We start from the raw sequence: 25168 nt of genomic DNA, 5'->3' as shown, positions 1-25168 counted from the left end.
CTAGTAAATTACACTAAGCGGTTGCGGCCACAGTGAACAGCTAACTGGGTATAGAGCATAAAAAAAGCTCCACCTGCGCAGGTGGAGCTTTTTGGTAGCAGAAAAAAGGTGACTAAACGCCGGCCTCTTTGTTGCCATACTTCTTACGGAACTTGTCGATACGACCGGCGGTGTCGAGCAGTACGTTCTTACCTGTGTAGAACGGGTGCGACTGCGAGCTAACTTCCACCTTTACCAGGGGGTAGGTCTGACCTTCGTGCTCGATGGTGTCTTTGGTTTGAACCGTTGACCGGGTTACAAATTTGTAGTCGGCCGACAGGTCGTGGAATACCACGTCACGGTACTCCGGGTGAATGCCCTTTTTCATTGTATCTATCTGATTATCTGCCTGGTTTCGGTTTCCGACCGAAAAGGACTGCAAAAGTACGACCCTTTTTTTGCTCCTCCAAGCTGCGGCGGCTCATTGTCAACGATTTAACCATTACCTAATAAAAGATCCAAAATTCGGTTGATGAGGCTGGCATTTTTGGGCATTAAAGTGGTACTTTGATTGCGTTCTTCGGAGCCTTCCTCTATCACCGTTAACTAGGTGCAGCACATGACCTTTCGTTCGTGTGTTGGACTTTATCAACCAAATAGCACATTTCTTAGGCCTCACTTTCTATAGGCTTTTTGGTAAGTGCTTTGTCATCAGCAAATAACCATTCTAGTAGGCGTTTACAGATTTTCACTTTTCAAAGGAATCAGGCAAAGGGTGAACCTTTCCACCCTAAATACGTCTAAAATCTAGAATACCACCAAGACCGGGACTACTACTAGATCGCAACATAAACCATTGATAATCAATTGGTTTTTTGTGATTTAGTAGACTTCAGACTAGTTATAGTCATCACTGTACATTGTCACTTAATAAATACCAACGCATCCGCTAACCCAATCAAACACCATGTATGTAATTAAACGAGATGGCCGCCGGGAGTCGGTCAAGTTTGACAAGATCACGGCCCGTATCGAGAAACTATGCTACGGCCTCGACCCCGCTTACGTGCAGCCCGTTGAGGTAGCCATGAAAGTGGTTAATGGTCTCTACGACGGGGTAAACACCACCGAACTTGATAACCTCGCTGCCGAGACGGCCGCGTCGATGACCACCCGCCACCCCGACTATGCTATTCTGGCAGCGCGAGTAGCTATTTCCAACCTGCACAAGGAGACAAACAAGTCGTTTTCGGGTACGATCAAACGTCTCTATAATTACATAGACCCCAAAACGGGTGAAAACGCGTCGCTGATTTCAAAAGAAGTCTACGAGATCATCCGGGAAAACGCAGCCATCCTCGACTCGACGGTGATCTATGACCGCGACTATGGCTATGACTACTTTGGCTACAAAACGCTGGAAAAATCGTACCTCCTGAAGATGGAAGGTCGTATTGCCGAGCGCCCGCAACACATGCTTATGCGCGTGGCTGTGGGTATTCACATGGACGACATCGACGCGGCCATTGAAACCTATAATCTGCTGAGCGAGAAGTGGTTCACCCATGCTACGCCTACGTTGTTCAACGCCGGCACACCCAAGCCGCAGATGAGTTCGTGCTTTTTGCTGACCATGAAAGATGACAGCATCGAAGGTATTTATGACACGCTGAAGCAGACCGCCAAAATCTCGCAGTCGGCGGGGGGCATTGGCCTGAGCATCCACAACATCCGAGCTACGGGCACCTACATTAAAGGCACCAACGGCACCTCAAACGGCATCATCCCGATGTTGCGCGTGTTTAACGACACGGCCCGCTACGTCGATCAGGGCGGTGGCAAGCGCAAAGGCTCGTTTGCGGTGTATCTGGAACCCTGGCACGCCGATATCTTCGACTTCCTGCAAATGAAGAAGAACCACGGCAAGGAAGAAAACCGCGCCCGTGACCTTTTCTACGCCCTCTGGACGCCCGATCTGTTCATGAAACGGGTGGAGGAAAACGATGTATGGTCGTTGTTTTGCCCGCATGAGTGCCCTGGCCTGAGCGACTGCTATGGCGATGAGTTCGAAGCCCTCTACACCCGCTACGAGCGCGAAGGCCGCGCCCGTCGCACGGTGAAAGCGCAGGAACTGTGGCTGGAGATCTTGGAGAGCCAAACCGAAACCGGTACGCCCTACATGCTCTATAAGGATGCCGCCAACCGGAAATCGAACCAGAAAAACCTCGGCACCATTAAGTCGAGCAACCTCTGCACCGAGATCATGGAATACACCTCGCCCGACGAAGTAGCGGTGTGTAACCTGGCGAGCCTGGCCCTGCCGAAATTCATTACCAAAGGCACCGACGGCGTACTGCGGTTCGACCACCAGAAGCTGAACGAGGTGACGCAGACGGCCACGCGCAACCTCAACAAGATCATCGACCTCAACTACTATCCCGTTGAAGAGGCCCGCCGCAGCAACATGCGTCACCGGCCTATCGGCTTGGGGGTGCAGGGCCTGGCCGATGCGTTTATCATGCTCCGGATGCCGTTTGAGAGCGACGAAGCCCGCCGCCTGAACGAAGACATCTTCGAGACGATCTATTTCGGAGCCATGACCGCCTCGCTCGAACTGGCTAAGCAACACGGCCCCTACGAAACTTGGAAAGGCTCACCCATCTCGCAGGGCCAATTCCAGTTCGATATGTGGGGCGTTACGCCCAAATCGAACCGCTGGGATTGGGAAGGCTTGCGGAAGGAGGTAATGGAGCACGGTGTGCGTAACTCGCTGCTGTTGGCCCCCATGCCGACGGCCTCAACGAGCCAGATTCTGGGTAACAATGAATGCTTCGAGCCGTACACGAGCAACATCTACACCCGCCGCGTGCTATCGGGCGAGTTTGTGGTGGTGAACAAGCACTTGCTGCGCGACCTGGTGAAGCTAGGCCTCTGGAACGACGCCATGAAGAACAACCTGATCCTGGCCAACGGCTCGATTCAGCAGATTCCGAACATTCCGCAGAACCTCAAAGACCTCTACAAAACGGTCTGGGAGATCAAGCAGAAGCACATCATCGACATGGCCGCCGACCGGGGCGCGTACATCTGCCAGTCGCAGTCGCTGAATATCCACTTGCAGGATTCTAACTTCGGCAAGCTGACCTCGATGCACTTCTACGCCTGGAAAGCGGGCCTGAAAACGGGTATGTACTACCTCCGCACCAAAGCCGCCACCGATGCCGTGAAGTTCACCGTGGTGCAGCCCCAGGCCGAAGCGCAACTCCAGCCCGCCCTCGCCGAAACCGCCCCCGTGGAAGTCCCCCTCGACTACGTAGGCTACGCCAAGGAACACGCCGCCCAGGCCGCCGCCTCGGCCCCGCAGGTATCGGAAGCCGAACTAGCCTACGCCGCCATGCAATGCTCCCTCGACAACCCCGAAGGCTGCGAGATGTGCGGATCGTAACGAGTTGATATAGAATAAATTAAGCTCCCGATTCTGGCAACAGGGTCGGGGGTTTGTATGATAATCAAATCACATTGATTCAAGACTTAGGAAACAGTCCCAACCGTTCCCGCTGCTCTAACGTCAACTGGCTTAGATGATAGTCAGCAGCATCTAATTTTGTCCAACGTTGAGAAAACTCTCGCCATTGAAGACCTTTAGGTAAGCGGTTTTGTGCCAGTTCGAGGTGGATAACGCGGCGGTTGGCAAAGCTGGTGCTCTTTGAAGATGCATGAACCAATAAGGGACGCATAACCAGTAAACCCCCTTTGGGTACATTGCAGGTAACGGCTTTAGTTTTGTCTAATGCCTGTATGTCAGGATCGGTTAGAATACCTTGTTGATGGCTACCAACTAACACTTTCAATGCGCCATTGGTCTCATTACAATCGTCGAGATGGATGCGGACGGTGTATAGTTGGTTTAGGTAATAGGCTGAAGGCTGCACACTCCACTGCCCATGGCGATTCGTCCAATTCGTCCAACCGTAGACATTTTCTTGCCTATCAACGGAAATCTGTAGATCCTGATGCCACGGCACCGTCCAGTTAGATCCGGCGAGCTTATCGAAATAGATACCTTTAACCCCATGATAATAGTGACCAATCAGTTTATCAAGTAAGATGTTGAATGGCCGCTGCCAAAGTAACTTAGGTAGAGAAGGCACTTCCTGAAGCAGATTTCGGATAGCAAAGACATCTGCGGATTGCCGGATGTTTGGGCTGTGTGCACTTACCACATTGATAGCTTCAGCTAATCCGTCAAGTTGGGATGTCGAAAAGACGTTTGGAACAACAGTAAAGCCTCTTTGTGCTAATTCAACTTTTGCTTGATCGTTCATACGGCAAGTTTACTGCGTAATAAATAGATTTTATCCTCGCTTAACAACCTACTACCATGAACGATACCACACCTGAAATGGCTGAGCTGCAAAAACGGCTGATTATGAGCCTGTCGGAAGGGGAGCGGTTCAAAATGGGGTTGCAAATGGCGGAGGATGGGTGGAACCTGATGCTGTCGGGGATACGGTCGCGGCACCCTGAAACGGCGGGTGATGAGCGGGCGTTTCGGCGGGCGGTGCTTGCGCATCTGCAACGCTTCGACCCGGCGGGGTACGGCTGGATACGGCCGGAGGATGTCTAGCGGCTATTCCTATTTTTGTTGGTTATCCGGTAAGGTACTGGCCCGTTAGTTGCATGACGTGCTGAGGGCTAACTATTTTTCCATCAACCATGCGCTTACTGACTTTATTTATGGCCCTGATGCCGTCGCTGGCGTTGGCGCAAACGGCTTATGATCAGCAAATTGCGAAACATCGGCAGGCTTATCGGGCTGAGTTTCTGGCTTCGGCTGGGAGTCCGCTGAAGACGCAGGAGGCGGTGTCGTTGTTGCGGTTCTATGCACCTGATCCTGCCTATCGAGTGGTAGCTACGGTGCTGCGAACGCCCAAAGCGCAACCCGTTGCCATGCCTACGCATACGGGCCAAACCAGCGAACAAGTGTCCTACGCGCAGTTGTCGTTTGTGTTGAACGGGCAACCACAAACACTGGTGGTGTACCGCAGCCTGGCCCTGGCCAACAACCCCCTCTACCGCGATTATTTGTTTCTGCCGTTCAAAGACGGCACCACCGGAGGGGAAACCTACGGCGGTGGCCGTTACCTCGATTTGCGGATGGGCGAGATCAAGAATGATTCGCTGGTGCTCGATTTCAACAAGGCTTACAACCCCTACTGCGCCTATAGCGAGGGCTATTCGTGCCCCATTCCTCCGGCTAGTAATAAACTGGCTGTCAAGGTGTTGGCTGGTGAGCGGAATTACGATAAGACACATTGAAAATTGCTTTCACCCTAGCGTAAACGTATCGGCATCTAGGTAAGCAGGAAATTTGGCGCGGAAGGCTTGCAGGCTTTCCAGCGAGAGGGTCTGCTGATGAACCGCCTCCGTGTCGTATTGCCGGAACAGGACATCGCCCTTGAAATCAATCAGGGCCGTACCGCCGGTATATGGGTGTCCGATACCGTCGGTGCCGACGCGGTTGACGCCCGCTACGTAGCTTAGATTTTCAATGGCGCGGGCCTGTAGCAGCGTGTCCCAGGCGGTTTGGCGGGGGGCGGGCCAATTGGCTACGTAGAGCAGCAGGTCATAATCCAGCATACCGTCGGGGTAGGCGTGGTTGCGGCTCCAGACGGGGAAACGGAGGTCGTAGCACACCAGCGGACAAATGCGCCAGCCCCGCCACTCGCACACAAGGCGCTGATTGCCAGCCATATAAGCCTTCTCTTCGCCCGCCATGCGGAACAGATGCCGCTTATCGTACGATGCCCATTGCCCGTCGGGTTGCATCCAGATCAGGCGGTTATAAAACCGTTTGCCCGCTGCATTGCCTTCCTGCACCACATAGCTGCCCGTAATGGCTGCGTTGGTTTGCTCGGCCATTTGGCGCATCCACCGGAACGTGGTCAGGTTCATGGGTTCGGCCACAACAGCGGCTTCCATCGTGAAGCCCGAGGTAAACATTTCGGGCAACACAATCAGGTCGGTAGGCTGGGGGAGGGTAAAGATCGTCTCCTCCAGCATAGCGCGGTTCGCCACGGGATCTTGCCAATGCAGGGCGGTCTGGAGGAGGGTGATGTTCATGAAGCTATTTCAAGAACCGCATCTTATACTCCACGTCTACGTTGCCTTTGGTGATGTCGGCGAGGCGTTTTTTGAGGAGTTGGCGTTTCAGCGGCGACATATAGTCGGTGAAGAGCTTGCCTTCGATGTGGTCATATTCGTGCTGAATAATCCGGGCGGCAGTGCCTTCGTAGGTCTCTTCGTGCTCGTTCCAGTCTTCGTCGACGTATTTGATCGTGACTTTTTCGGGACGATACACATCGTTGCGGATGCCGGGAATGCTCAGGCAACCTTCTTCAAACGCCCACTCGTCGCCGTCTTCGTCCAGGATTTCGGCGTTGATAAACACCTTTTTGAAGCCCACCAGCGTGGGGTCAATGTCCTCCTCATTTTCGCCTTCGGTGAAGGGTTGCCCATCAACGACAAACAGCCTGACGCTCTGCCCAATCTGAGGTGCGGCCAGGCCTACACCCGAGGCGGCGTACATGGTCTCGAACATATCGTCGCTCAACTTTTTCACGTCGAGCGATCCTTTTTCAATCGCTTTGGCCTTTTTCCGCAACACCGGGTCGCCGTAGGCTACTATTGGGAGAATCATACTTTATTGAATGTACAATGAACAATGAATAATGTACAATGCGGTCCGACGGGTCGGCTTCGCGCTGTAGATGTCCGAACGCGAAGCCGACCCGTCGGACCGCATTGTACATTATTTATTGTTCATTGTACATTAGTTTTGCTTTCCATAAATGACTGGAGGATGATCGTAGCGCTCACCATGTCGATGTTGCCTTTCTCGCGTCGGTCTTTTTTCGAGGTTCCCCCCGCAATCATAGACTGCAACGCCATACGCGAGGTAAACCGTTCGTCGTGCTGATGAACGGTTTGTTCGGGGAACATCGTTTTCAACTTCTTGATCAGCCCCCGCACGGGTGCTGTGGTGTGGGTGTCGGTGCCGTCGGTGTTGGTGGGCCAGCCGACCACAAAACCCTCAACAGGTTCGGTAGCGACGTAGGCCTTGAGCCGGTCGAGCAGGGTGTGGGTGGGCACTGTTTCCAGGGCCGTAGCAATGATTTGCAGGGGGTCGGTCACGGCAAGGCCGGTCCGTTTGTTTCCGTAATCAATTGCTACTAACCGCGCCATATCAGTGGCAAAGGTACGAACTGGATGACGGCTTTGCGTTTGGTGCCGTTTTCGTAATACTTATTACAGCGTCTCTTCATCGCAAAAACGATCAAAACCTCTAGACATCAACCCTACTTTCAGCACGTTATCTCTTGTCCATAACTCAGCGTCAATCTCAAGTGCGAGTGCTACATACGTGGTGTCATTTTCGTCAATGCCTTTGCAAAGGTGAAAAGCTTCAAAAAAATTAGCTGTACTAATTAACTCTTCGTTATACAGATGAATTTTCTGTAGAATCTGACTAAGGTAACTCAGCACTTCCTCTTCTGACGCTTTCGCCTTCTCTACAATCCGGGGGCGGTGTTTAAACAGCTCCACCACCAGAAAGTTAGGGGTGTAGAAATGGCAGTTCGAGTCTAGCAGTTTACGCCGTGTATATGAGTTCCTTGTGTGAATAGCTGCAAACAGAATGTTATGGTCTATTACGATCTTTCTCACAGTTGCTCGTTGATAAACCGCTGCTTGTTTGCTTGCCACCAACCCGTATTAATCTCATCGCCCAACTCCAGCAATGAATCGTCGAAATCAATTTTTTGGGCTAGTTGCTCCAATTGGAGATTTTGCAATAACCGAAGTAGTGCGTCTTTATCCATCGCCGTTTTAGCAATGCTAATGATGTATCGGTCGGGTTGATTTTGAATGTCTATAGCCAGCATACAGCGTGATGTTTTCGGGGAAGTTAAAGATACGTAAACGACTGCTAATCAACGATACAGCTACACAATCCGCAACTTGGCGAAGCTGAGCAGCAATGTCTTTTCGCCCACTACGTCGAACTGGATAATGGCTTTGCGTTCGGTGCCGTTTTCGTCGAGTGATTTCACCGTGCCGAAGCCGAATTTGGCGTGCTCCACTTTCATGCCTGCTGCCAATGCCGCCGTGTTACTAGGTGCAAAATCGGCTGAGGGGGTGTGCGTGACTGTGGCGGGGGGGATCTGCCGTTGGGCCGTTTTCTGCGCCAATGACCGCACGAAGTTCATCGACCCCGCCGAAGGCATTTCGTCTTTGTTGCGGCTCGCGTAGGTGTCATCGCCTTTAAAGCGTGGCTTGGGAGGAGCCACGGCCTTGCTCATCGTCAGAAACGACTGGTCGACCTCCATCAGAAACCGGCTTGGTTCGCAGATTTTCAGCCGCCCGTAGTGATATCTGCTTTCAGCGAAGGAGAACGTCAGGCGTTTTTCGGCGCGGGTGATGGCCACGTAAAACAGCCGCCGCTCTTCTTCCAGATCGGCCCGGCTTTCCAGCATCATCTGACTGGGGAAAAGGTCTTCTTCCAGACCAACGATGTGTACGTTCTTGAATTCCAAGCCTTTGGCGGCGTGGATGGTCATCATCGTTACTTTGTCATTGTCGCCGTCGTCTTCTTTTTCGTCGGCGGTGGTGAGCAATGATACCGTTTGCAGGAACGAGCTAAGGCTCTTGTCTTCGTTGTCGGGGTTATCGACAAACTCCTTGATGGCGTTGAGCAACTCCTGCACGTTTTCGTAGCGCGCCAAGCCCTCTACGGTTTTGTCTTCATACAGCTCCTTCAGAATGCCCGACGTCTTGGCCACGTGCGAGGCCACCTCATACGCATCCTTTTTGTCCAGCAGCAGCATGTAGCTCTTGATCAGGTCGGAAAACTGGTCGATAGCCACGCTGGCCCGCCCGGCAATGTGGGCCGTAATGTTGCTCACCACCTCCCAGATCGGAATGTTCTTCTCCGACGCCAGCACCGCAATTTTAGCCACAGTAGTGTCGCCGATGCCGCGCTTGGGTAGGTTGATGATCCGTTTGAAGGCTTCCTCGTCGCTTTGGTTGACTGCAAAACGCAGGTAAGCAATAAGGTCTTTAATTTCCTTGCGGGTGTAGAACGACAGGCCCCCAATGATGCGGTACTTGATGCTCAGCTTCCGCAGGGCCTCTTCAAACGCCCGCGACTGAGCGTTGGTCCGATACAAAATGGCGAAGTCGTTGTTACGCAGGTTCTGCTGCATTTTAGCCTCGAAAATGCTCGTGGCCACCAGCCGACCCTCTTCATTGTCAGACGACGCTTTGATCACCTCAATCAGCGGGCCGTTTTCATTGTCGGTGAAGACGCGCTTTTCGAGTTGATTCCGGTTACGGGCAATGACCGAGTTGGCCGCCTGCACAATGGTATTAGTGGACCGGTAGTTCTGCTCCAGCTTCACGATTTTCACCGTGTCTTTGCCGTAGTCCTTCTGAAAATTCAGGATGTTTTCGATGTTGGCCCCCCGGAAGGCGTAGATACTCTGGGCATCGTCGCCCACCACAGCAATGTTCTGATGTACTGCTGCTAACTTTCTGGTAATCAGGTACTGCGAGACGTTGGTGTCCTGAAACTCATCGACCAGTACGTGCTGAAACTTGTGCTGGTATTTGTGCAGAATATCGGGATGGTCGCGGAAAAGGACGTTAGTGTTGAAGAGCAGGTCGTCGAAGTCCATAGCGTTGGCCTGGAAGCAGCGACGGGCATACTCTTTGTAAATCCGACCCACCTCCGGCATCCTTGCCGATTCGTCGTCGGCGCGCAGGATAGGGTTCATCAGGTACTCATCTGGCCCTACGAGGCGGTTTTTAGCGCTCGAAATCCGGTTGAATACCGCGTTGGCCCGGTACACTTTGTCGTCGAGGTCCATCTCGCGCAGAATGGCCCGCAGGAGTGATTTCGAGTCGTCGGTGTCGTAGATGGAAAAGTTGCTGGTGTAACCCAGGGCTTTGGCTTCGATACGCAGGATTTTGGCGAAGACGGAGTGGAACGTGCCCATCCAGATATTGCGGGCCTCATTGCCAATCACCTTTTCGATCCGATGGCGCATCTCGCCGGCGGCCTTGTTGGTAAACGTCAATGACAGAATGCGGAACGGGTCAACGCCCCGGTCAATCAGGTGGGCAATGCGGTAGGTAAGTACGCGTGTTTTGCCCGAACCGGCCCCCGCAATAATCATCATCGGCCCGTTGCCGTGGGTGACTGCTTCGCGTTGCGGCTCGTTCAAACCAGCTATATAATCGATCATTGAGTGGTGTCGTTGTCTACGAAAATAACACCCAAAAATACGAAATAATTGCCCCGTTGGCGGCGTGTCACTCCGTCGTAGAAAGCACCTCAGCAGGCCCTTGTTGGCATCCAGATACCTATACTTGCTTATAAATCAAGCGCACAACGTCATGGTAGAGTTGGAAAGCTCGCACGGATTTATTCGCGTAAGCGGCACTTGACAAAGACGTGCGAGTGTGTATCTTTGTCTTACTCAAGCGGGAGTAGCTCAGTCGGTAGAGCGGCAGCTTCCCAAGCTGCAGGCCGTGGGTTCGAGACCCATTTCCCGCTCCAAGAAAAACCGTCAAATCAGCCGATTTGGACGGTTTTTCTATTTCAAATCCAATAAGTGGCAGTAAAGTGGCAGTGCATACACTCGCTTTTTCGCCGAGTCTGTGCATGCAACAAGATCCAGCCAAGACTTTCCCTCACAAACTTCCTGAACTCAACGACTACGACGGCGATATCTCTCAACCCTGGCTCATCACCTATTATGCCTGGAACATCGACCGGCATTTTAAGCAGCGCAAACGGGTAAAAGTCTCCGAGGGCACCACCCTGAGTGATCGGCGCAAGCGGGCGAAGGCCGACATGAAGGAGATTAAAGAGTTTCTGGAAAATGGCGGCTACACCTTCGACAAAGAACCGTTACCCCCTGAACCGCAACCAGAATCCGCACCAACGGAAGATCAATACACGATCAATCAGGCCATTAAGCACTACAACACCTATTGCGAAAAGACGCTGAAGCGGAAGACCTATAAAAGTTACCAGTCACATCTCCGGCGCTGGGTGAAATACCTGGATCGGAAAAACCCTGAAGGGGAAGATCGTCCGTCAAATACGTTACGAGTATCCGATTTTGATGCCAAAGCGGTACAGCAGTTTTGTGACTTTCTAATCATTGAAGAAGGCAAGATTGCAAATCGGACCTACAATAACATCACGGATAGTCTCTATACGTTTTATGAATTTTGGGTAAGTCGGCAGGTGGTCGTTAAAAACCCCCTGGATCATATCAAGGACCTTACCGCCCGCTCCGAGAAGCACACGCCGTTTAATCGCCGCCAGGCGAAGCTATTGAAGGAAGAAATGCTGGAGCGCGGTGAAGAGCAGCTATGGCTCTTCTGCTCGTTCATCTATTACACATTTGCCCGACCCAACGAAGAAATCAGGTTGATGAAAATTGGCGATATCAAAGCCAAAACCATTGTCATCGGGGTGAAGACATCGAAAGGGAACCGGCAGGAATCCGTTCGCATCCCGCCCGGCCTGGAGGCGTTGATTCAACAATATCACTTGCGGGACTACTCACCCAACTACTACATATTCTCCAAGTCAGGTCAGCCCGGTCCGTCATTTGTTCCCGAAAAATGGTTCTGGAAGAAGCTCCGTGCCATCCTGACGGATCTGCGGATGCTGCTTCCAGACACCTCTTATTCGGTTTACAGCTTCAAGCCCTTCGGCGTGATAGAACTCTATAATGCCTGCAAGGATATTAAACTGGTACAAAGGCAGTGCCGACACAAGGATATTAGCACCACCGATAAATACATGCGGGATTACGGCCTTTTTCTCGACGACGACGAATTGTCGATGTTCCCTGTGCTGGACATTGTTCCGACAGGTAATAGCCGGTCGAGCAAGCTACCGGCTAATACCTGTCGGCCTTACTGGCTTCAGATACGCCAAAGCTCGGTTTCGCATACTATCGGTCCTTCAGTGGTTAAGTTGGCTTTTAGCAAGCCGACCAAGTAGTTGACCCCACCAATATGAACCTTGTTGCGGAACGAGAACGTGGCCAGGTCAGCCGGGCGTAACAATACGTTCTTCCTGACCAGCATCGTGTCGGCCCGAAACCGTTCATACCCTTGCCAAAAACGGTTGACTAGCCCCGTTTCACCGGGCCAAGTCAGGTCACGCACCCCTACCCCATTGGTCACCAGTGGCACCCCGCCCCGGTTGTCGCTCGATAGCAACAGCCTGAAACAGCTAACGGGTTTGCTGTCTTTGTTGAGCACCGAATAGCCGACCTGGTCCGTAACGTACCGACCAGCCGACTGCACCAGCGTCGAAAACTTCGACCGGATTGGCAGCAACGTGGCTCCTTCGGTCAGGGTTGTTTCAGCCGTGCGGTACACGTCCATGCCTAGTGGCACTGGCTTCAGTTCAGCATCATTACTGTCGAGTTCATAGCCCAATTCCAACCGGCTGTTCGTATCGGGTGACTTCACCCCACCTGGTCCGGCCAGTAACGTCCAGTTCAGTACCTGGTCGGCGGCCAACACCGAATCAACCAGATCGATCCGGCAAATCTTGCGCCGTACATCAAAATCCAGATACAGGTTGAACAGGTTGCGTAGTTCGATCAGGAGCCGCCCCGCCGTCAGGTCTGGCAGGTGATTCGACCACACCACCGACGACGCTACGTCGAGGGCAGTCAGGTTGTAAAATTGGAGCTTCTTAAAAAAACTGCTCTCCCAGAATTCCCCCGCGAACGTCCACCCCGTCAGTTCACCAAACCGCTTCAGTACACCCTCGACGAAGAAAAAAGGTACCTGCTGGCTAAATGAGGTGCCTGGTTCGTTCACAATCCCGTTCCAGCCAGCCGGAGCCGCGTTGCCATAAAACGACGGATTGATAACGGGTACGAAGCCAAACGGCTGGCCTGTTGCGCCCGGAGCAGGCACCGGCGACATACCTAACTCCGTGATTTCACTCAGCAGACGGTCCTGATAATCGCCAAAAATCTGGCCTAAGTTCTGCGTAAAATACAGGCTATAGGAGGTGCTGATCTCCTTGAGCTTTACGTACCCGGTCTCAATCAGGTTAGTGCTCAGGTATTTCTCGCACCCCCACCGCCGACGGGGTGAGGGTGCCTGTGCATGGCCCGGATTGCCAAACAGCCGCCGGTTCGTTGGGGTATCGGGCAAACTGAAATCCATCACTTTCGTGCCGGGCACGGTCGTGAAATCAAACATCGGGTTGAACCGCTCCAGCGTGAGCTGCGTGCCGGGCGTCAAATCGGCCTGCTGGCCATCAATACGAATATCAAGCATTATCGTAGGTTAGAATCTTTGTTGATCACGTTCACTTGGGTCCATACCTGCACCACGTTGTTCACGCTCACCGACCATTGTTTGTCGGCAATGATTTTCAGGAGGTACGATTGCCAGCCGAGATCGCTTTTCACCCGGTTGGTGTTCCAATCCAGGCTACCAACCATTGCCGATGTCTGGCTTTTCGTTTCGCTGATCAGCGCTGAGGCCTGGCGTTTCATCTCGTTGGCCATACCCCGTAACTCACTGGCCTGGTTGGCATTCAGCGTGTTCAACTGGTTCCGAATCTCGTTGATGAACTGCACGTACCGCTTCTGGTTGGTGTCGCTCATGTCGGCATAGAGCCGGTTCAACTGGTTGGTCGTCGTCGTGTGCCGACTACCTGCCGCTGTCGAGGCCGCCGCATACATCAGGAGCAACGTTTGTACTAAATTCTGATGCTGCCGCTCGTCGAGCGACCGGTCGGCATTACCCTGGCGCTGGATCTCACTCACCAATGTAGTCTGTTGCCGGGCCTGGTCGTTGCGCTGTAAATTACCCTGACGCTGCAACTCGCTGACGATGATGGCATTCTGATTGCGGTTAGCATCCGTCAACCGGCGAAGCTCCAGCAGCAGGTCAGTACGCGTCTGGTTGATCAACTGATTCATCAGGCCACGCGTCGCATTACCCTGCGTTCGCATTTCACCTATCATCCGTGTCGCTTCCCGGTTCTGCGAATTCTCCAGCGAATAGCCCGTATTCTGGATCTGCCAGCGCGTGTAATACGCCTGGTTAGCTATCGACGAGAGGAACGTACCGTTCAGGTAGGTCATCAGCGCCGTGATCTGGTCGGTCGTGGCCAGCGTGTTCTTGGCAATATCTTCCATGAGCTTCATGCTCTGATCGATCTGCTGTTCCGTGTCGGCCGTCGTGTCGGCGGCCTCATCGGGTGAACCCGTACCGAAATCATCGCCACCGCCGCTATCGGCCATCTCCGAACCAGAGGCATACATTTTCCCCTTCCGAAGTGGTTTCAGGTAATCTGAGTAGCTACCGCCATCGGACCCCATTAGCCCACCAGACCGGAAAATCGGGGCACCATTTCGATGCAACGAACTGTGCAATAGGCGGTCGATGATCGGTCCGTTATTCTTGTAAAGGTTCCGGCTGAGAATCATCACAGGTTCACCGCCCTCCATCTCGCCTTTTTCTTCACCATACCCCCCGTCAGCCGTTCGCTCCACAATGGCCAGGCCACTCTTTCCGTAGCTGCTACCATGGGCGGGGCCATCGGGTATACCACCATTGACGAAACCACCCTTCTCGAAACTCGGCGGTTGCTGGTTCTTGATCATCGCGATCTGAATGCCCCCCATCACCCCCGATACCGCCGCACCAATCAGACCCAGTGGCCAGCCCATCATGGCCAGCGACTTGATAACGGCTTGCGCCGTGTTGATCAGCGCCATGGCAATCTGCATCGCCTGGTCCCGTTTCCAGGCCTTCAGCTTCTCGGCTTTCTCCTTTTCAGCAAACTCTTTATTGATTTTGTCGATCCCTTTTTCGTAGGTCTCCTTATTGATTTTGCCCTTCTTATACTGCTCATCCCAGTCTGCTAGTTGCTTCGACTTCTCCTTAGCCAGTTTGTTCAGTTTGTCTTCCAGGTACTTCTGGTTCAACTTCTGCATGGCCCCCACCACCTGACCAGCGGTATCGAGCGTAGCCGACGATTTTTTGGCAAAATCCTGTAGCCCTTGCTGGTTAGCCGCTTTTTCGTTCTTCAGCTTCTTACCCAGCAGATCCATGAACGATGTGTAATCGCCATTCATCAGACCTTCCACCGCCCCGAAAAACTCCTTCGTATTCTGTTGCCGCGTGGCCAGGTGCTCCTGGTTCAGCGTCGTCATATCCTTGGCGTGCTTCGTATCGGCTGAGTTCAACTGGCTATTCTTCCAGTCATTGAGCGTCTTCAACGCCTTCATCCGCTGATCGTTATCCGAGATATTGTTGGTGATCTCGGTCACTTTCGCGGTGTACTCCTTCAGGATGCTGGCCTTCTGTTCGGTCAGCGCATCCGCCATTTGCTGCTTTCGGACATCAAACTTCTGATTCTCCGTCAGCTTGGTCAGCGACAAATCAATTTCCTGATTCGTTGACCGTGTGGCCTTCTCATAATCGGCCAGTTCGGTAAACAGCGACCGCTCTTTTTGGGCCTGCTGCTCTTTGTCATCGAGGTACTTCTTCATCGCCGCCGTCTCGGCAGCCTCCTTCTTATCCCGAAAATCTTTCTGTGTAGCCGCCACGTCGGCCTGGTACGATTTCTCCAGCAATGACAACTGATCGGCCTTCATCTTCTGATCGGCCTTCGATTCGTCAATGCGTTTGCGTTCCTGATCCCGCTCAAAGGCCAGTTGTGCCAGCTTACGGGCCTGGTCATCCTGAATCAGTTCGATATTCTTTTTAGCAATCGACTCAACCGCATCAGCATTAGCCTTCTTTCGCTCGTCGGCCAGCTTTTGCGTGTGTTCAGCTTCTTTCTTGGCCTCCGACTCCCGGTGCTTACCGTTGTCGGTTTCAAGATCCCGAAGCACCCCACTATTAGCTTCTTTTTTATCACTGGCCTGCTGCTTCACAGCCGCACCGGCTTTGGCTGTTTGCCCGGCGTGGTGCGCGTCGTGATCGACATTATCCTTAGCCCGCGCGGCCGCCAGTTCGGCCTGGTAGGTCTCCTTAAAAGCAGTACCCATTTTTTGGCCAGTCTCTTTGGCCCGGGCTACCAACCCATCGATGTGCAGGAACTCGGCTACGGCATTCGCGGCCTCCTTCACCTTCTCCACCCCACCCAGAATGGTGTTCCACAAGCCTGCAATGGCCGTCTTTACGGGAGCTACGCGATCCAGCAACCCGCCCAACGCATCGACCGCCAGCCCGAAGACCGCTTTGTGCAGGTCTACCACGTACCCGGCACCGGTGCGGACCAGGTTCCAGAACGTACCCATCGCCGAGCCAATAGACGAAAAATAGGGCTGCAACGGGGCCAGTGCCTCACCGATAAACGACACAAACGCGCCCGTCAGGTCGGTGATAGCCTGCCAGCCAACTTTCAGCGCCGCCCAAACCCCGTTCACAATCCCCCGAAACGTTTCTGACCGCTGGTAGGCAGTCACCAGTGCCGCTGCCAGCACCGCCAGTACCGTGATCACAATCCCAATCGGGTTGGCCCGTAGGGCGTTATTGAGGGCTGTTTGGGCTACCGTCCATCCATTGGTCAGAACAATCTTAGCCTGTGTCAGCAGGTTACTGGCCGTCGTTTGTAGGGCGGCTAACCGTTCCTGCACCGTTAGTTTTTGCGACTGCACCGTTGCAGCCTGGTCAGCCGCCGCCGCGCGGGCTGCTGCCTGTGCCCGGGCGCTCTCGGCGGCCGTAGCAATGGCCGAGGCAATGGCCTGTGCTTTTGTGGCAGCGGCACCGGCTAAACTGGCTACCTGTGCTCTGATCAAATTGGCATTGAGCGAGATGAGACCAACGACCAGCAGACCTATCGCCACCCGGTTTTCGCTGACGAAGGCAGGAATGCCCATCAGCACCCGCCCGACGGTCAGCAGGGCGTTTCCTGCACCAATCAGCACCGGCAGCAGGCGGTTACCAACTTCCACCCGGATCACTTCTACCACCTTGCCGAACTTATCCAGTTGGGCAGCGGCCGTTTCGTTTTTGATTGAAAATTCCTTCGTCAGCGATGTGCCTTCCTGCATCGCCTTGTTAGCCAACAACTGACGATCTCGAACCAATTGGGTCTGATCTTTCAGGAGCGACATCACTTTCGTAGCCTCCTGGCTCTTGATCCCCAAGTCGTCAAGCCGTTTGGCTACCTGATCGGCGGGTAATCCCTGGAGGGATTGCGCCAACTGCAACAGGAATTCGTTGGGGTTGGTATTGATGAGCTTCTTCATCTCCACCTCCGAGATGCCCAACTGCTCGGCGAATAGCTCCGTCGCCTTCGAGGCGCTGAGCAATATATTGGTGATACCCCCCGCTGAGATCTCGGCTGACAAACCAAGTTCCTGGAACGCCGCACCCAGGCCCAATGTCTGGCCAATTTCCGGTGCCAGATCACCCAACTGGCCAATACGCGTGGCAAAGTCAGCCACAACCGGCCCGGTTGCACTGCCGGCAGCACCGAGTTCGTTGATAGCCGAACCAATATCATTGATGGCCTTACCAGCTTCCAGGTCTTTGGTTTCCCGGAACAGCTTCGAGAGGGTGCCCATCGTGTTGGCCACTTCTTCGGCACCCCCCGAAAACTCGTCACCCAGAGCCACGTTGGCTTTGTCGACCGACTCGGTAAAGCCTTTAATCTCTTCTTTCGCGATACCCAACTGACCACCCACCTTCACGATGTCGAGCAGGGCTTCCTGCGTAGAACGGGTGTCGATGTTGCGAAGCTCATCATTCAGCGCCTCCACTTCGGCGGTTGTCTGGCCGGTGGACTTCTGAATGTCGGCAAAGGCATCCGACGTTTTGGCGGCACTTTCTACCGATTCCCGGCCAAAATCCATCACCCCGTCTACCAGATCGTCGAATTGCAGGGCTGCGAACGTACCCATGAACGAGTCGTTCCACTTATCGAAAACGCCCTTCTGGTCATCCAGTGCCCGCCCTAACAGGTTCGCTTCCTCCCGAACGTCCTCCAGCCGCTCCTTCACCTGGTTAACCTGCCGGGTCTTTTCAATCCACTCCTCCGAGCCTGCCGTCAGTTGATTTTGCTCACTGACCAGCAGGCGTAGGCTGGCCTTCAATTCATTCACCGACGCATCATTGAGGTCGATGTTTTGGGTATACTCTTTGATCTCAGCGTTCAGATCCTTTTGCCGTTCCTTCAACTCCGCATACGCCTGTTTCTGCTCATCAGACCAGTCTTCCGAGACCTGACCCATTTCTCTCAATTCACGCTTGACGTCGCGCAAATCACTCTTTAACCCCTCCAGCGACACGCTGGCCTCGTCGGTGTCGATCTCCGTTCGGAGCTTAATTATTTCGTCTTGCATCGCTAAACATGAAAAAGCCTCGATGCAAACTGCACCGAGACCTAGACCGTCAACAGGACGAGTAAACGAGCTATTGGCAGTTGCTCATGCCAAACACATTGATGTACATCCGTAATGAATCCGGTATGCCGTGCTGCTTCCGGTATTTCTGCCAGGCTTTGGTATAGGCAACGTCGCGTTGCTCCGACATCTTCATCGCGGTCGGAATACCGTATTGTGCCTCCATCTTTCGGCGAATCTCGTCTTCAGAATTGCCAATCCATCGGTACACCTGACAGAGTGATAGACCCTGCTTCTCCAGAATGGCTTCTGTTTTGGCCAATGCAGCCTGATCCGCATCATGCCGGGCACGATCCGCCGGGTCACTGTCGATGACCTGTTGCTCCAGCGCATCCTGCTTAACCATTTCCTGCTGTTTCTGCTCGTAGCCTTTGGGGTCGCTACACTGCGCCACCAGGCCAATGCTGCCTAACAACACCAATACTCCGAGGGGTACACCAATGACCCACGTTAAACCTTTTTTCATATGAGCGTTATAGTAAAGCTGCAAAGATATTGCGGCCAGGCTAGCCCACATCCGACAGCTCTCTCTTCTTCTGGTGTTTACTATTGTGGAAGGTTAGTGAAATGAGAGAGCCATGTCGGCTATCAGAGATAAACGTTTGTAGGCTAATCATCTGATTGCGGTCTAGCGCATCGTCAATTAGTTGAGCGGCAGCGTAAATTGACTGACGGTCTTTTTCGGGTAAGTCTAGTATTGTTTGCATCGTGCGTAAAACTACATTAATCGGCTGATTGTGCCTGCTGCTGCATCCCTGCTTTAAACCACTCGTCGAGCCGATCTGCCAGCTTCGCCTTGGCCACGTTTACCATGTTCAGCGTCGTCTCGTTATACCATGTACCCGTAAATTTCCGGTTAACGGTCTTCCCCCGTTTGCTGAAGCCGATGCCCGCCGCAATCCTGGCCACGGCGTTGGTCACGGTCGGTACGCGCCGGGTCGCCTTGTAGCCAGGCACATAGGCAAAGTTGTTCTCCCCAATCTTCGCCACAAACGCCTCCATCACATCCGACGGCGGCCCGGCCTTCGTGTAAGCCAGCCGCCGCATATCGCGCATACGTCCGTAGTCGGCAAACTGCACTTCAGCCACCACCTGGCCAGCCAGTTGAATAATCTGGTAGCGAAACGAGCGCATCAGTTCACCGGTCAGCACTAACCCTTTGGCGGCCAGTGCCCGCTGGTAGAACTGGAGCAGGTCGGACGTCACGTCGGTTAGTACCTGTGCGGCTATTTCGTCAAAGGGTACCTGTACGTTAGACATAACGAATATGTTCAAATTCAATGTACACCCGATCACCACTCACCACCGGCACGCCGTCAAACAGCATAAACGGACCTGCGTTATACGGCCGATCATCTGACCGCTTCAGGACCCCGTTCACGTACACCCGGATTGTACCCACCCCGCCTTGTGTCGTCGTCAGACTAACCCGCCAGTCAGCGGTAGACCCGGCCAGGAAATTCATGTCCGCCGTGCCAAAAGGATACACAAACGGCCCGGTCGCTGATCCCCACTGGTTGCCCTGCATGGGGGAAGCATTGGTATAAATCAGCACGATACGCGGGTGCGTCAGCCGAACGTGAAACTGCCCATTCGGCACGTTGGCCGCATAGTTGGCCGGGTTGGCATCACAGACACCAGTGGCATCGGCCGTCGCCTGCGTGTTGAGTTGCGACCAGGCCGCTTCGGCTTTCGCATCCGCATCCGCCTGGCTGATTTCCGAGCCGTAAGCACCGGCAGCAATCCCAATCAATGCCTCTACGCCGGTGTAGCCAACGCCACACGTAGCCCGTTTATACGTGCCGTACCGGCTGATCGCCGCCGATACGAAGGGAGTCTGCTGGCAGTCTGGTGAACTGATCGGACTCAGATACCCCTCTTCGTTGGGCAAATTGGCCCTGATCTGGGTTGGTTTCACTACTTCACCCGTATCCTGGTAGGTCAATTGCAGCAGTGTGGCCAGCTTACGCCCGGTCCGTTTACCCCGGCTGTCGAGTTCACACGAAAAGGCAAATACGTTCCAGATCGTTGGTCGGCTGGGTAAAGCCGGTGCCACCGCCAGCCGACCAGTCGCATTCCGTTCCCGGTTGGCATACCGGAACGTCAGCGACCGCCCACCCAGTAGTTCCGTCGTATCACTGGCCGGGTAGTCCTGGTTCTGAATCAACAGGGGTAAATGCGACCGGTCCGTAACGACGTAGATCTCTTCACTTAGCAAGAGATCCTGTAACCAGGTACGCTGGTCAGGGGCTATCAGTGCCGTATTCGCCGTGAGTTCCCGCTCACCGGTGACCTGACTCACCACCCGCTCGGCGTAGGTTGGCAAACCAAGCGGGTCAGTCGGCCGTTCGCTGATCAGGCGGGTGTAGCCAACCTTTTCCGACGAATCGCCAACTAAGGCAACGGTATCGAACCCACCCAGTGAGTTGGCAAACACGATATAGCGATAATCGGGCATGTACCGGTTATCAACAAAATAGAGCCGGGTTTCACTGACGGGCTGGTCCTGCTCATCGGTTAGCCAGACCGCATACCGAACAATCTGCCGGTCTGCCTTGGCTAACCCCAACGCTACAGGGCCTGTCGGCACGCAATACACCGACATCGTAGCCAGGCTATCAAACGTGCTGCAACAACAATCGGCCTTCGTCGAATCACTATACAGCACGGTGGCCATCACCTTGATCCGGGTTGGCGACGTCGAGCAGTTATTCAGCCAATACAGGTATTCAGGTTGGTTCGGCAAAATCTGTTTGCCATCAGGCTGGTTCGTCAAAAACCGACCGGCTAACCCCTCTGGTAGTGTAAACACCCGCTCCTGCCAGGCCGACCAGTCACGCTCCGCAATGCCGGCCTTCAGTACCCATTGCGTTGGTAAGCGCCCGGCACTGACGGGTAAACCATCCTGACGCACGGTCGTATCGACATAAAACTGACGGGTCATGCCTTCGCAGACGCTGATCTGAGTTTGCCCAAAGCGCGGTGCCGTGCGGGTCAGGTGCCCGTCGAGCAGATCCTGCAACTCAAACAGCGCACCCGGATATACCAAGGCACCTCCCCGTCGTTCAGGCGGGGTTTCCGATCCCTGCAATGGACCATTACTGGCTGGCACAAACGTACCCGCCCGGTACCAGGGCTGAAGCTGCACGTCCACGTCATAGCGTAACGTCGAGCGATTGACCACGGTGCCCGGTCCATAGGCATCCATCCGGGCCAATACCTTATTTCGACTGAGTTGAATCGGCAAATACATTAGTTCAGAAAAGCGTTTAGGTTAAACGTGCATTGGATTTCCAGCCGCCAGCCTCGGTGGTTATCGAGCCATAACTGCGAGATGGGTTCTTTCTTCATCCCGCTCAGCTCACAGAGGATCTTCCCGTTTCGGTTATCAAGCCGTAGCTGTTTCTGAAGGCGGTAGAGAATGGTGAGGGTCAGTTGCTGCACCTGCAATTGTTTCTCGTAATCATCATCAGGGGCTTCGCCAAGCACCGTGATGCCAAACTGGTAGAGTTCGCTGTAGTCACTGGCTCCATTATCGAGGGTGGTGATCACCGGCTCTTCCAGCCAGAACAGCGGGTAATCAAAATCCGGGTGCGACCGGGCCACTTCTACCCCTTTCTCAACACCCCCAAACAGAAAAAACCGCACGTCGGCATCCTGATCAGCCCACGTGCGGAAGTAATCGACGAAGTTCGTCAGCGTTCCAGTAATCATAGTTGCCGTTAGTTTTTTGTCAAACCTATGCGGAATGACTAACCGGCTACAGGACGCTAATCGCATCATTTTTGGGTGAATCAGGTAGTCAAAGCCTTTCTATGTCTGTCAGAACACAAGCTTGTATGTCCAGTTTTTGAATGAATTGGTAAGTTGAGGTGCGCTCTACAAACTTTCCAATTGCCTCTTCTTTAGTCACGGCATCAACAACGCGGATGATTACTTCTACATTAATCTTTGTATCGGTTCCGAGTTGAAAACGCTCTGATACGACCTGTTGCCAAACTAAGAATGAATTCATTTTTCGAGAAAAAAAACGGTTGAACATCTTCTGTTAAGGTTTATCCACTAATCAGCATTATTACGCTCACGCTCCAGTTCAGCGTCTTCTTCAGCCCGTTGCTGTTGAGCAACCCGGTGCTTCAGGAATAGAAAGATGGTGTGGCAATTTTCGGCACATACCGCCTTAAACGGGCCATGTGCCCCGATCACGGCCACGTCCTCCAGCGCGGCAATCCAGCCTTCCCCTGCCGGGTACAATGGTTTGGCCTGTTCATCGGCCTCGCCAAATACTTCACCATATCGTTTCAGAAACCGGGTATACATCGACTCCCAGTACTGCACCACGGCCATGATCACGCCGAACGGAATTGGCTCGAACTGCTTTGCCCGGTTCTCCGCCAGGATGGAATTATACTCTTCACGCAAATCGCCGTTAAAATCCGTCGACGTCGACCAGGCTTCATGATCCGCACGGCGCGGACGGCAAAGCGTGGTCACCAGCAGATAAGCCGCCTGCATGTTTGGCTGTTGAGGCCGGGCATATTGAAGGTAGTAGATCGACGCCATGGCCAGTTCAATGGCCGACGTGTTGGCCAGCTCATCGGCAGGTAGTACGTAATCAACCCCGTCGACCTGGAAGGAATCAAACGGACGGCTGGTTACCCGCTCCGACAAAGCCCATTCGACGTAGGGCAACAAGCGCTGTAACTGCTCACCCGTCAGTTGGTTGAATAGCGTCGCCGGCGCGGTCGATAGTAGCCGTAGCAACAGCACCTGCCAGTTAGCCAGTAGTGCCGGATTTGTATCCGCCTGGTAGCGAAGCTGGAGCATCAACCCCTGCACAAGCTGTACCTGGTTGCATTCGCTCCAGCTTTCGGCTACCTGGTAGGCCACCTCATTTAACCAAAACTTTTTCATGCTCTTTCTGTACTTCGTCTTTAATCTCCAGCTTCATCACCCGGCGTTCCAACTCGTCGAGCTTATCCAGTCGTTTCTCAATCACCTTCCACACTAAACTGGCCATGCCGAAGGAGAGCGCCGACCCAAGCAAATTACTTAACAACGCTTCCATTCAGGGCTTTCATTAGTTTCGCCCGGTATGAAGGTGCCGGGCAAAATCGTTTGCAGATGTGATCGATGTAAGCCTGTTCACCTCGAATCCCATACACTCGGATCACCGCCTGCTCATATTGGCCATAATCATCGAGCGACGCCTGGTAGGTGGCAAACACCGCATAGCCAAACCGAAGACCGATGTAATTCTGTCGGCGGTTTGCCTTCATGGCAAACAGGTTCCGCTGTTGGATGATCGCCGTCGACGGGTGCCACCCACCGGTTTCAACCGATGAAATGGCCAGTGCTATGCGGGGGTAGACGTACCCGTTGGTCAGGATCAGTTGCCGAAAGTTGTTCCGGCTTACCTGGTCCCGACTATCAGGCCTAAGGCGGTCAGGGTGCCCATCCGCCACAACCAGTTTTCGAGCCGTGAACGGCGTAGCTTTCGCGTCGTCAGAGCTAAATCCGTCGTGCACATCGCCGATTCGTTTCGGGCTTGCTGGCCTTGGCTGTTCATCGACCGGATAGCCCGCTGCTGCTGAGAAATCATAGCTGTTTGGGCTGACAGCAACGAGTCCTTCAGGACAATCATGCCCCGGCTCGCCAGTGCCTCGACCCGGAACCGGAGGGCCGCCCGCGCTCCTTCCTCGCTGAACAGGATCGTTTTGGCCTGAACGGGTTGGAGGCGTTTGAGGCTGTCGGTCGGCATCCTGATTGAACTGGCGATCAACTTCCCGCTGAAGATCAGGACCATGCAGCCCATCAATACGGCGTTTCTCCTGATCCAGTTGCCCCTTGAGTTGCTTGATCTGTGTGTCATGTTCCTTGATTCGACTGTGAAACTGATAGTTTAATTCTCCCTGCTGGTAGAGGTTTTTGTAGTAGGTCGTCGAGTCGAACCCCGGTCCTGCACGCTGTTTGGGTTGTTCAGATCGGGTGGCGATATACCACCCGCCTGCCAGCAGCAGGGCTACGACGACAATGACACCGATACCATGTTTATCGAAAAAGTCCTTCATGATGCACTCGATTTAAGGTTTACGTCTCGGTGGTGGCGGTAAGGGGTTGCGCATGGGCGGAATACCGGTATAGCACGTTTTGTCACACCGGATACACCAGTGCATTCCCCTGCCACCAACGATGACAAATTGATGCCCACGCAGTAGGCAGGCCAGGCGTTTAAGGATGTTCATCAGGTTTCTGGAATAAATCGAATGATGTGCCGGACGATGGACTTTGGCCGGGGAATATTGGCGTACACGCCCTGACGGCCGTTCCCCGCCGTTGTGTTACCCCCGTTGGCAATGAAGATCCTGATCCGGGGGTCCGGTGGCCACCGCTTCACCAACTCACCATGACTCCAGATCGTGTAGGTCACCACGTCGGCGGGAAGCGGTGTCTGACCAGGCTTTAGCCGCCAATTAGTCATTCGGTTATACGCCGCTACCGACGTCAGCGTACCCTTGGGTAGGGGCACCTTACACTGGATAAAGACCCACGCCACAAACGCCACGCAGTAGGGTTTGGCCTGCCACTTCATCCGCTCCGGGTGCGGGATACCCGCCGCCCGGAAATACACATCAATCTGCGGATGATCGTTGCGGTTCGTCAGCTCCTGCACGTGCGTTTGCCCTTCGGCCGTTTCCAGCACACAGGCTCGTTTA

At 53.8% G+C, this 25168-nt stretch carries 24 protein-coding genes and 1 tRNA gene; 5 read left to right on the top strand and 20 right to left on the bottom strand.

What is annotated here, in order from left to right:
• Positions 1 to 112 precede the first annotated feature (112 nt).
• Positions 113 to 367: a type B 50S ribosomal protein L31 gene (locus tag J2I48_RS23280; RefSeq protein ID WP_207337916.1), complete on the bottom strand. Its 255-nt coding sequence runs from the start codon at positions 365 to 367 to the stop codon at positions 113 to 115.
• Positions 368 to 946: 579 nt separating this feature from the next.
• Here J2I48_RS23280 and J2I48_RS23275 point away from each other — a divergent pair.
• A complete protein-coding gene (locus J2I48_RS23275) occupies positions 947 to 3424 on the top strand; it encodes a ribonucleoside-diphosphate reductase subunit alpha (protein ID WP_207337915.1) in 2478 nt (825 codons plus the stop codon).
• Between the two features lie 79 nt (positions 3425 to 3503).
• Here J2I48_RS23275 and J2I48_RS23270 read toward each other — a convergent pair whose 3' ends face one another.
• On the bottom strand, positions 3504 to 4304 hold the full coding sequence (locus J2I48_RS23270) for a phytanoyl-CoA dioxygenase family protein (RefSeq protein WP_207337914.1): 801 nt from the start codon (positions 4302 to 4304) through the stop codon (positions 3504 to 3506).
• A 56-nt stretch (positions 4305 to 4360) separates the two neighbouring features.
• Here J2I48_RS23270 and J2I48_RS23265 point away from each other — a divergent pair, with 56 nt between their 5' ends.
• Positions 4361 to 4606: a hypothetical protein gene (locus J2I48_RS23265; protein WP_207337913.1), complete on the top strand. Its 246-nt coding sequence runs from the start codon at positions 4361 to 4363 to the stop codon at positions 4604 to 4606.
• 89 nt (positions 4607 to 4695) lie between these two features.
• On the top strand, positions 4696 to 5298 hold the full coding sequence (locus tag J2I48_RS23260; protein ID WP_207337912.1) for a DUF1684 domain-containing protein: 603 nt from the start codon (positions 4696 to 4698) through the stop codon (positions 5296 to 5298).
• Between the two features lie 9 nt (positions 5299 to 5307).
• On the opposite strand, the gene J2I48_RS23255 is transcribed toward J2I48_RS23260, so the two are convergent.
• From J2I48_RS23255 to J2I48_RS23230, 6 genes are all read right to left on the bottom strand, one after another.
• Positions 5308 to 6102 carry an amidohydrolase gene (locus J2I48_RS23255; protein WP_207337911.1) on the bottom strand — a complete coding sequence of 265 codons (795 nt, stop codon included), beginning with the start codon at positions 6100 to 6102 and terminating at the stop codon, positions 5308 to 5310.
• 4 nt (positions 6103 to 6106) lie between these two features.
• The gene (def, locus tag J2I48_RS23250) at positions 6107 to 6679 is read right to left on the bottom strand and encodes a peptide deformylase (protein ID WP_207337910.1); all 573 of its coding nucleotides are present in this window, start codon (positions 6677 to 6679) and stop codon (positions 6107 to 6109) included.
• Positions 6680 to 6801: 122 nt separating this feature from the next.
• Positions 6802 to 7224 (bottom strand): Holliday junction resolvase RuvX, encoded by a 423-nt coding sequence (ruvX, locus tag J2I48_RS23245; protein WP_207337909.1) that lies wholly within the window; start codon positions 7222 to 7224, stop codon positions 6802 to 6804.
• Between the two features lie 63 nt (positions 7225 to 7287).
• Positions 7288 to 7704 carry a PIN domain-containing protein gene (locus tag J2I48_RS23240; RefSeq protein ID WP_207337908.1) on the bottom strand — a complete coding sequence of 139 codons (417 nt, stop codon included), beginning with the start codon at positions 7702 to 7704 and terminating at the stop codon, positions 7288 to 7290.
• A complete protein-coding gene (locus tag J2I48_RS23235) occupies positions 7701 to 7922 on the bottom strand; it encodes a hypothetical protein (protein ID WP_207337907.1) in 222 nt (73 codons plus the stop codon). The genes J2I48_RS23240 and J2I48_RS23235 overlap by 4 nt, the downstream gene beginning before the upstream one ends.
• Positions 7923 to 7982: 60 nt before the next feature.
• Positions 7983 to 10283 carry an ATP-dependent helicase gene (locus J2I48_RS23230; protein WP_207337906.1) on the bottom strand — a complete coding sequence of 767 codons (2301 nt, stop codon included), beginning with the start codon at positions 10281 to 10283 and terminating at the stop codon, positions 7983 to 7985.
• 238 nt (positions 10284 to 10521) lie between these two features.
• Here J2I48_RS23230 and J2I48_RS23225 point away from each other — a divergent pair.
• Both J2I48_RS23225 and J2I48_RS23220 read left to right on the top strand, forming a co-directional pair.
• Positions 10522 to 10597, top strand: a tRNA-Gly gene (locus tag J2I48_RS23225).
• 105 nt (positions 10598 to 10702) lie between these two features.
• On the top strand, positions 10703 to 12061 hold the full coding sequence (locus tag J2I48_RS23220) for a tyrosine-type recombinase/integrase (RefSeq protein ID WP_207337905.1): 1359 nt from the start codon (positions 10703 to 10705) through the stop codon (positions 12059 to 12061).
• Here the strand turns inward: J2I48_RS23220 and J2I48_RS23215 are convergent.
• The 12 genes from J2I48_RS23215 to J2I48_RS23165 all read right to left on the bottom strand — a co-directional run bounded on the left by J2I48_RS23215 (position 11983) and on the right by J2I48_RS23165 (position 25155).
• A complete protein-coding gene (locus tag J2I48_RS23215; RefSeq protein WP_207337904.1) occupies positions 11983 to 13362 on the bottom strand; it encodes a hypothetical protein in 1380 nt (459 codons plus the stop codon). The two genes, J2I48_RS23220 and J2I48_RS23215, sit on opposite strands and share 79 nt — an antisense overlap.
• Positions 13362 to 18392, bottom strand: a complete 5031-nt coding sequence (locus J2I48_RS23210; protein WP_207337903.1) for a phage tail tape measure protein — start codon at positions 18390 to 18392, stop codon at positions 13362 to 13364. The genes J2I48_RS23215 and J2I48_RS23210 overlap by 1 nt, the downstream gene beginning before the upstream one ends.
• A gap of 70 nt (positions 18393 to 18462) precedes the next feature.
• Complete coding sequence (locus J2I48_RS23205) at positions 18463 to 18918, bottom strand: hypothetical protein (RefSeq protein WP_207337902.1); 456 nt, start codon at positions 18916 to 18918, stop codon at positions 18463 to 18465.
• Positions 18919 to 18958: 40 nt separating this feature from the next.
• Complete coding sequence (locus J2I48_RS23200; protein WP_207337901.1) at positions 18959 to 19159, bottom strand: hypothetical protein; 201 nt, start codon at positions 19157 to 19159, stop codon at positions 18959 to 18961.
• A 16-nt stretch (positions 19160 to 19175) separates the two neighbouring features.
• Complete coding sequence (locus J2I48_RS23195) at positions 19176 to 19712, bottom strand: hypothetical protein (RefSeq protein ID WP_207337900.1); 537 nt, start codon at positions 19710 to 19712, stop codon at positions 19176 to 19178.
• The gene (locus J2I48_RS23190) at positions 19705 to 21705 is read right to left on the bottom strand and encodes a DUF5977 domain-containing protein (RefSeq protein ID WP_207337899.1); all 2001 of its coding nucleotides are present in this window, start codon (positions 21703 to 21705) and stop codon (positions 19705 to 19707) included. The genes J2I48_RS23195 and J2I48_RS23190 overlap by 8 nt, the downstream gene beginning before the upstream one ends.
• On the bottom strand, positions 21705 to 22166 hold the full coding sequence (locus J2I48_RS23185; protein WP_207337898.1) for a hypothetical protein: 462 nt from the start codon (positions 22164 to 22166) through the stop codon (positions 21705 to 21707). Before J2I48_RS23185 ends, J2I48_RS23190 begins: the two co-directional genes overlap by 1 nt.
• A gap of 88 nt (positions 22167 to 22254) precedes the next feature.
• Positions 22255 to 22494 (bottom strand): hypothetical protein, encoded by a 240-nt coding sequence (locus tag J2I48_RS23180; RefSeq protein WP_207337897.1) that lies wholly within the window; start codon positions 22492 to 22494, stop codon positions 22255 to 22257.
• A gap of 20 nt (positions 22495 to 22514) precedes the next feature.
• Positions 22515 to 23366 carry a hypothetical protein gene (locus tag J2I48_RS23175; protein ID WP_207337896.1) on the bottom strand — a complete coding sequence of 284 codons (852 nt, stop codon included), beginning with the start codon at positions 23364 to 23366 and terminating at the stop codon, positions 22515 to 22517.
• On the bottom strand, positions 23344 to 23472 hold the full coding sequence (locus tag J2I48_RS28510) for a hypothetical protein (protein ID WP_262899107.1): 129 nt from the start codon (positions 23470 to 23472) through the stop codon (positions 23344 to 23346). The genes J2I48_RS23175 and J2I48_RS28510 overlap by 23 nt, the downstream gene beginning before the upstream one ends.
• A 28-nt stretch (positions 23473 to 23500) precedes the next feature.
• On the bottom strand, positions 23501 to 24523 hold the full coding sequence (locus J2I48_RS23170) for a glucosaminidase domain-containing protein (protein ID WP_207337895.1): 1023 nt from the start codon (positions 24521 to 24523) through the stop codon (positions 23501 to 23503).
• 173 nt (positions 24524 to 24696) lie between these two features.
• A complete protein-coding gene (locus tag J2I48_RS23165) occupies positions 24697 to 25155 on the bottom strand; it encodes a hypothetical protein (RefSeq protein ID WP_207337894.1) in 459 nt (152 codons plus the stop codon).
• Positions 25156 to 25168 lie beyond the last annotated feature (13 nt).

It is taken from the genome of Fibrella aquatilis, from assembly GCF_017353255.1.
GTDB classification, from domain to species: domain Bacteria; phylum Bacteroidota; class Bacteroidia; order Cytophagales; family Spirosomataceae; genus Fibrella; species Fibrella aquatilis.
Note: the sequence above shows the minus strand (reverse complement) of the source record. Positions and strands in the feature narration are given on the sequence as shown.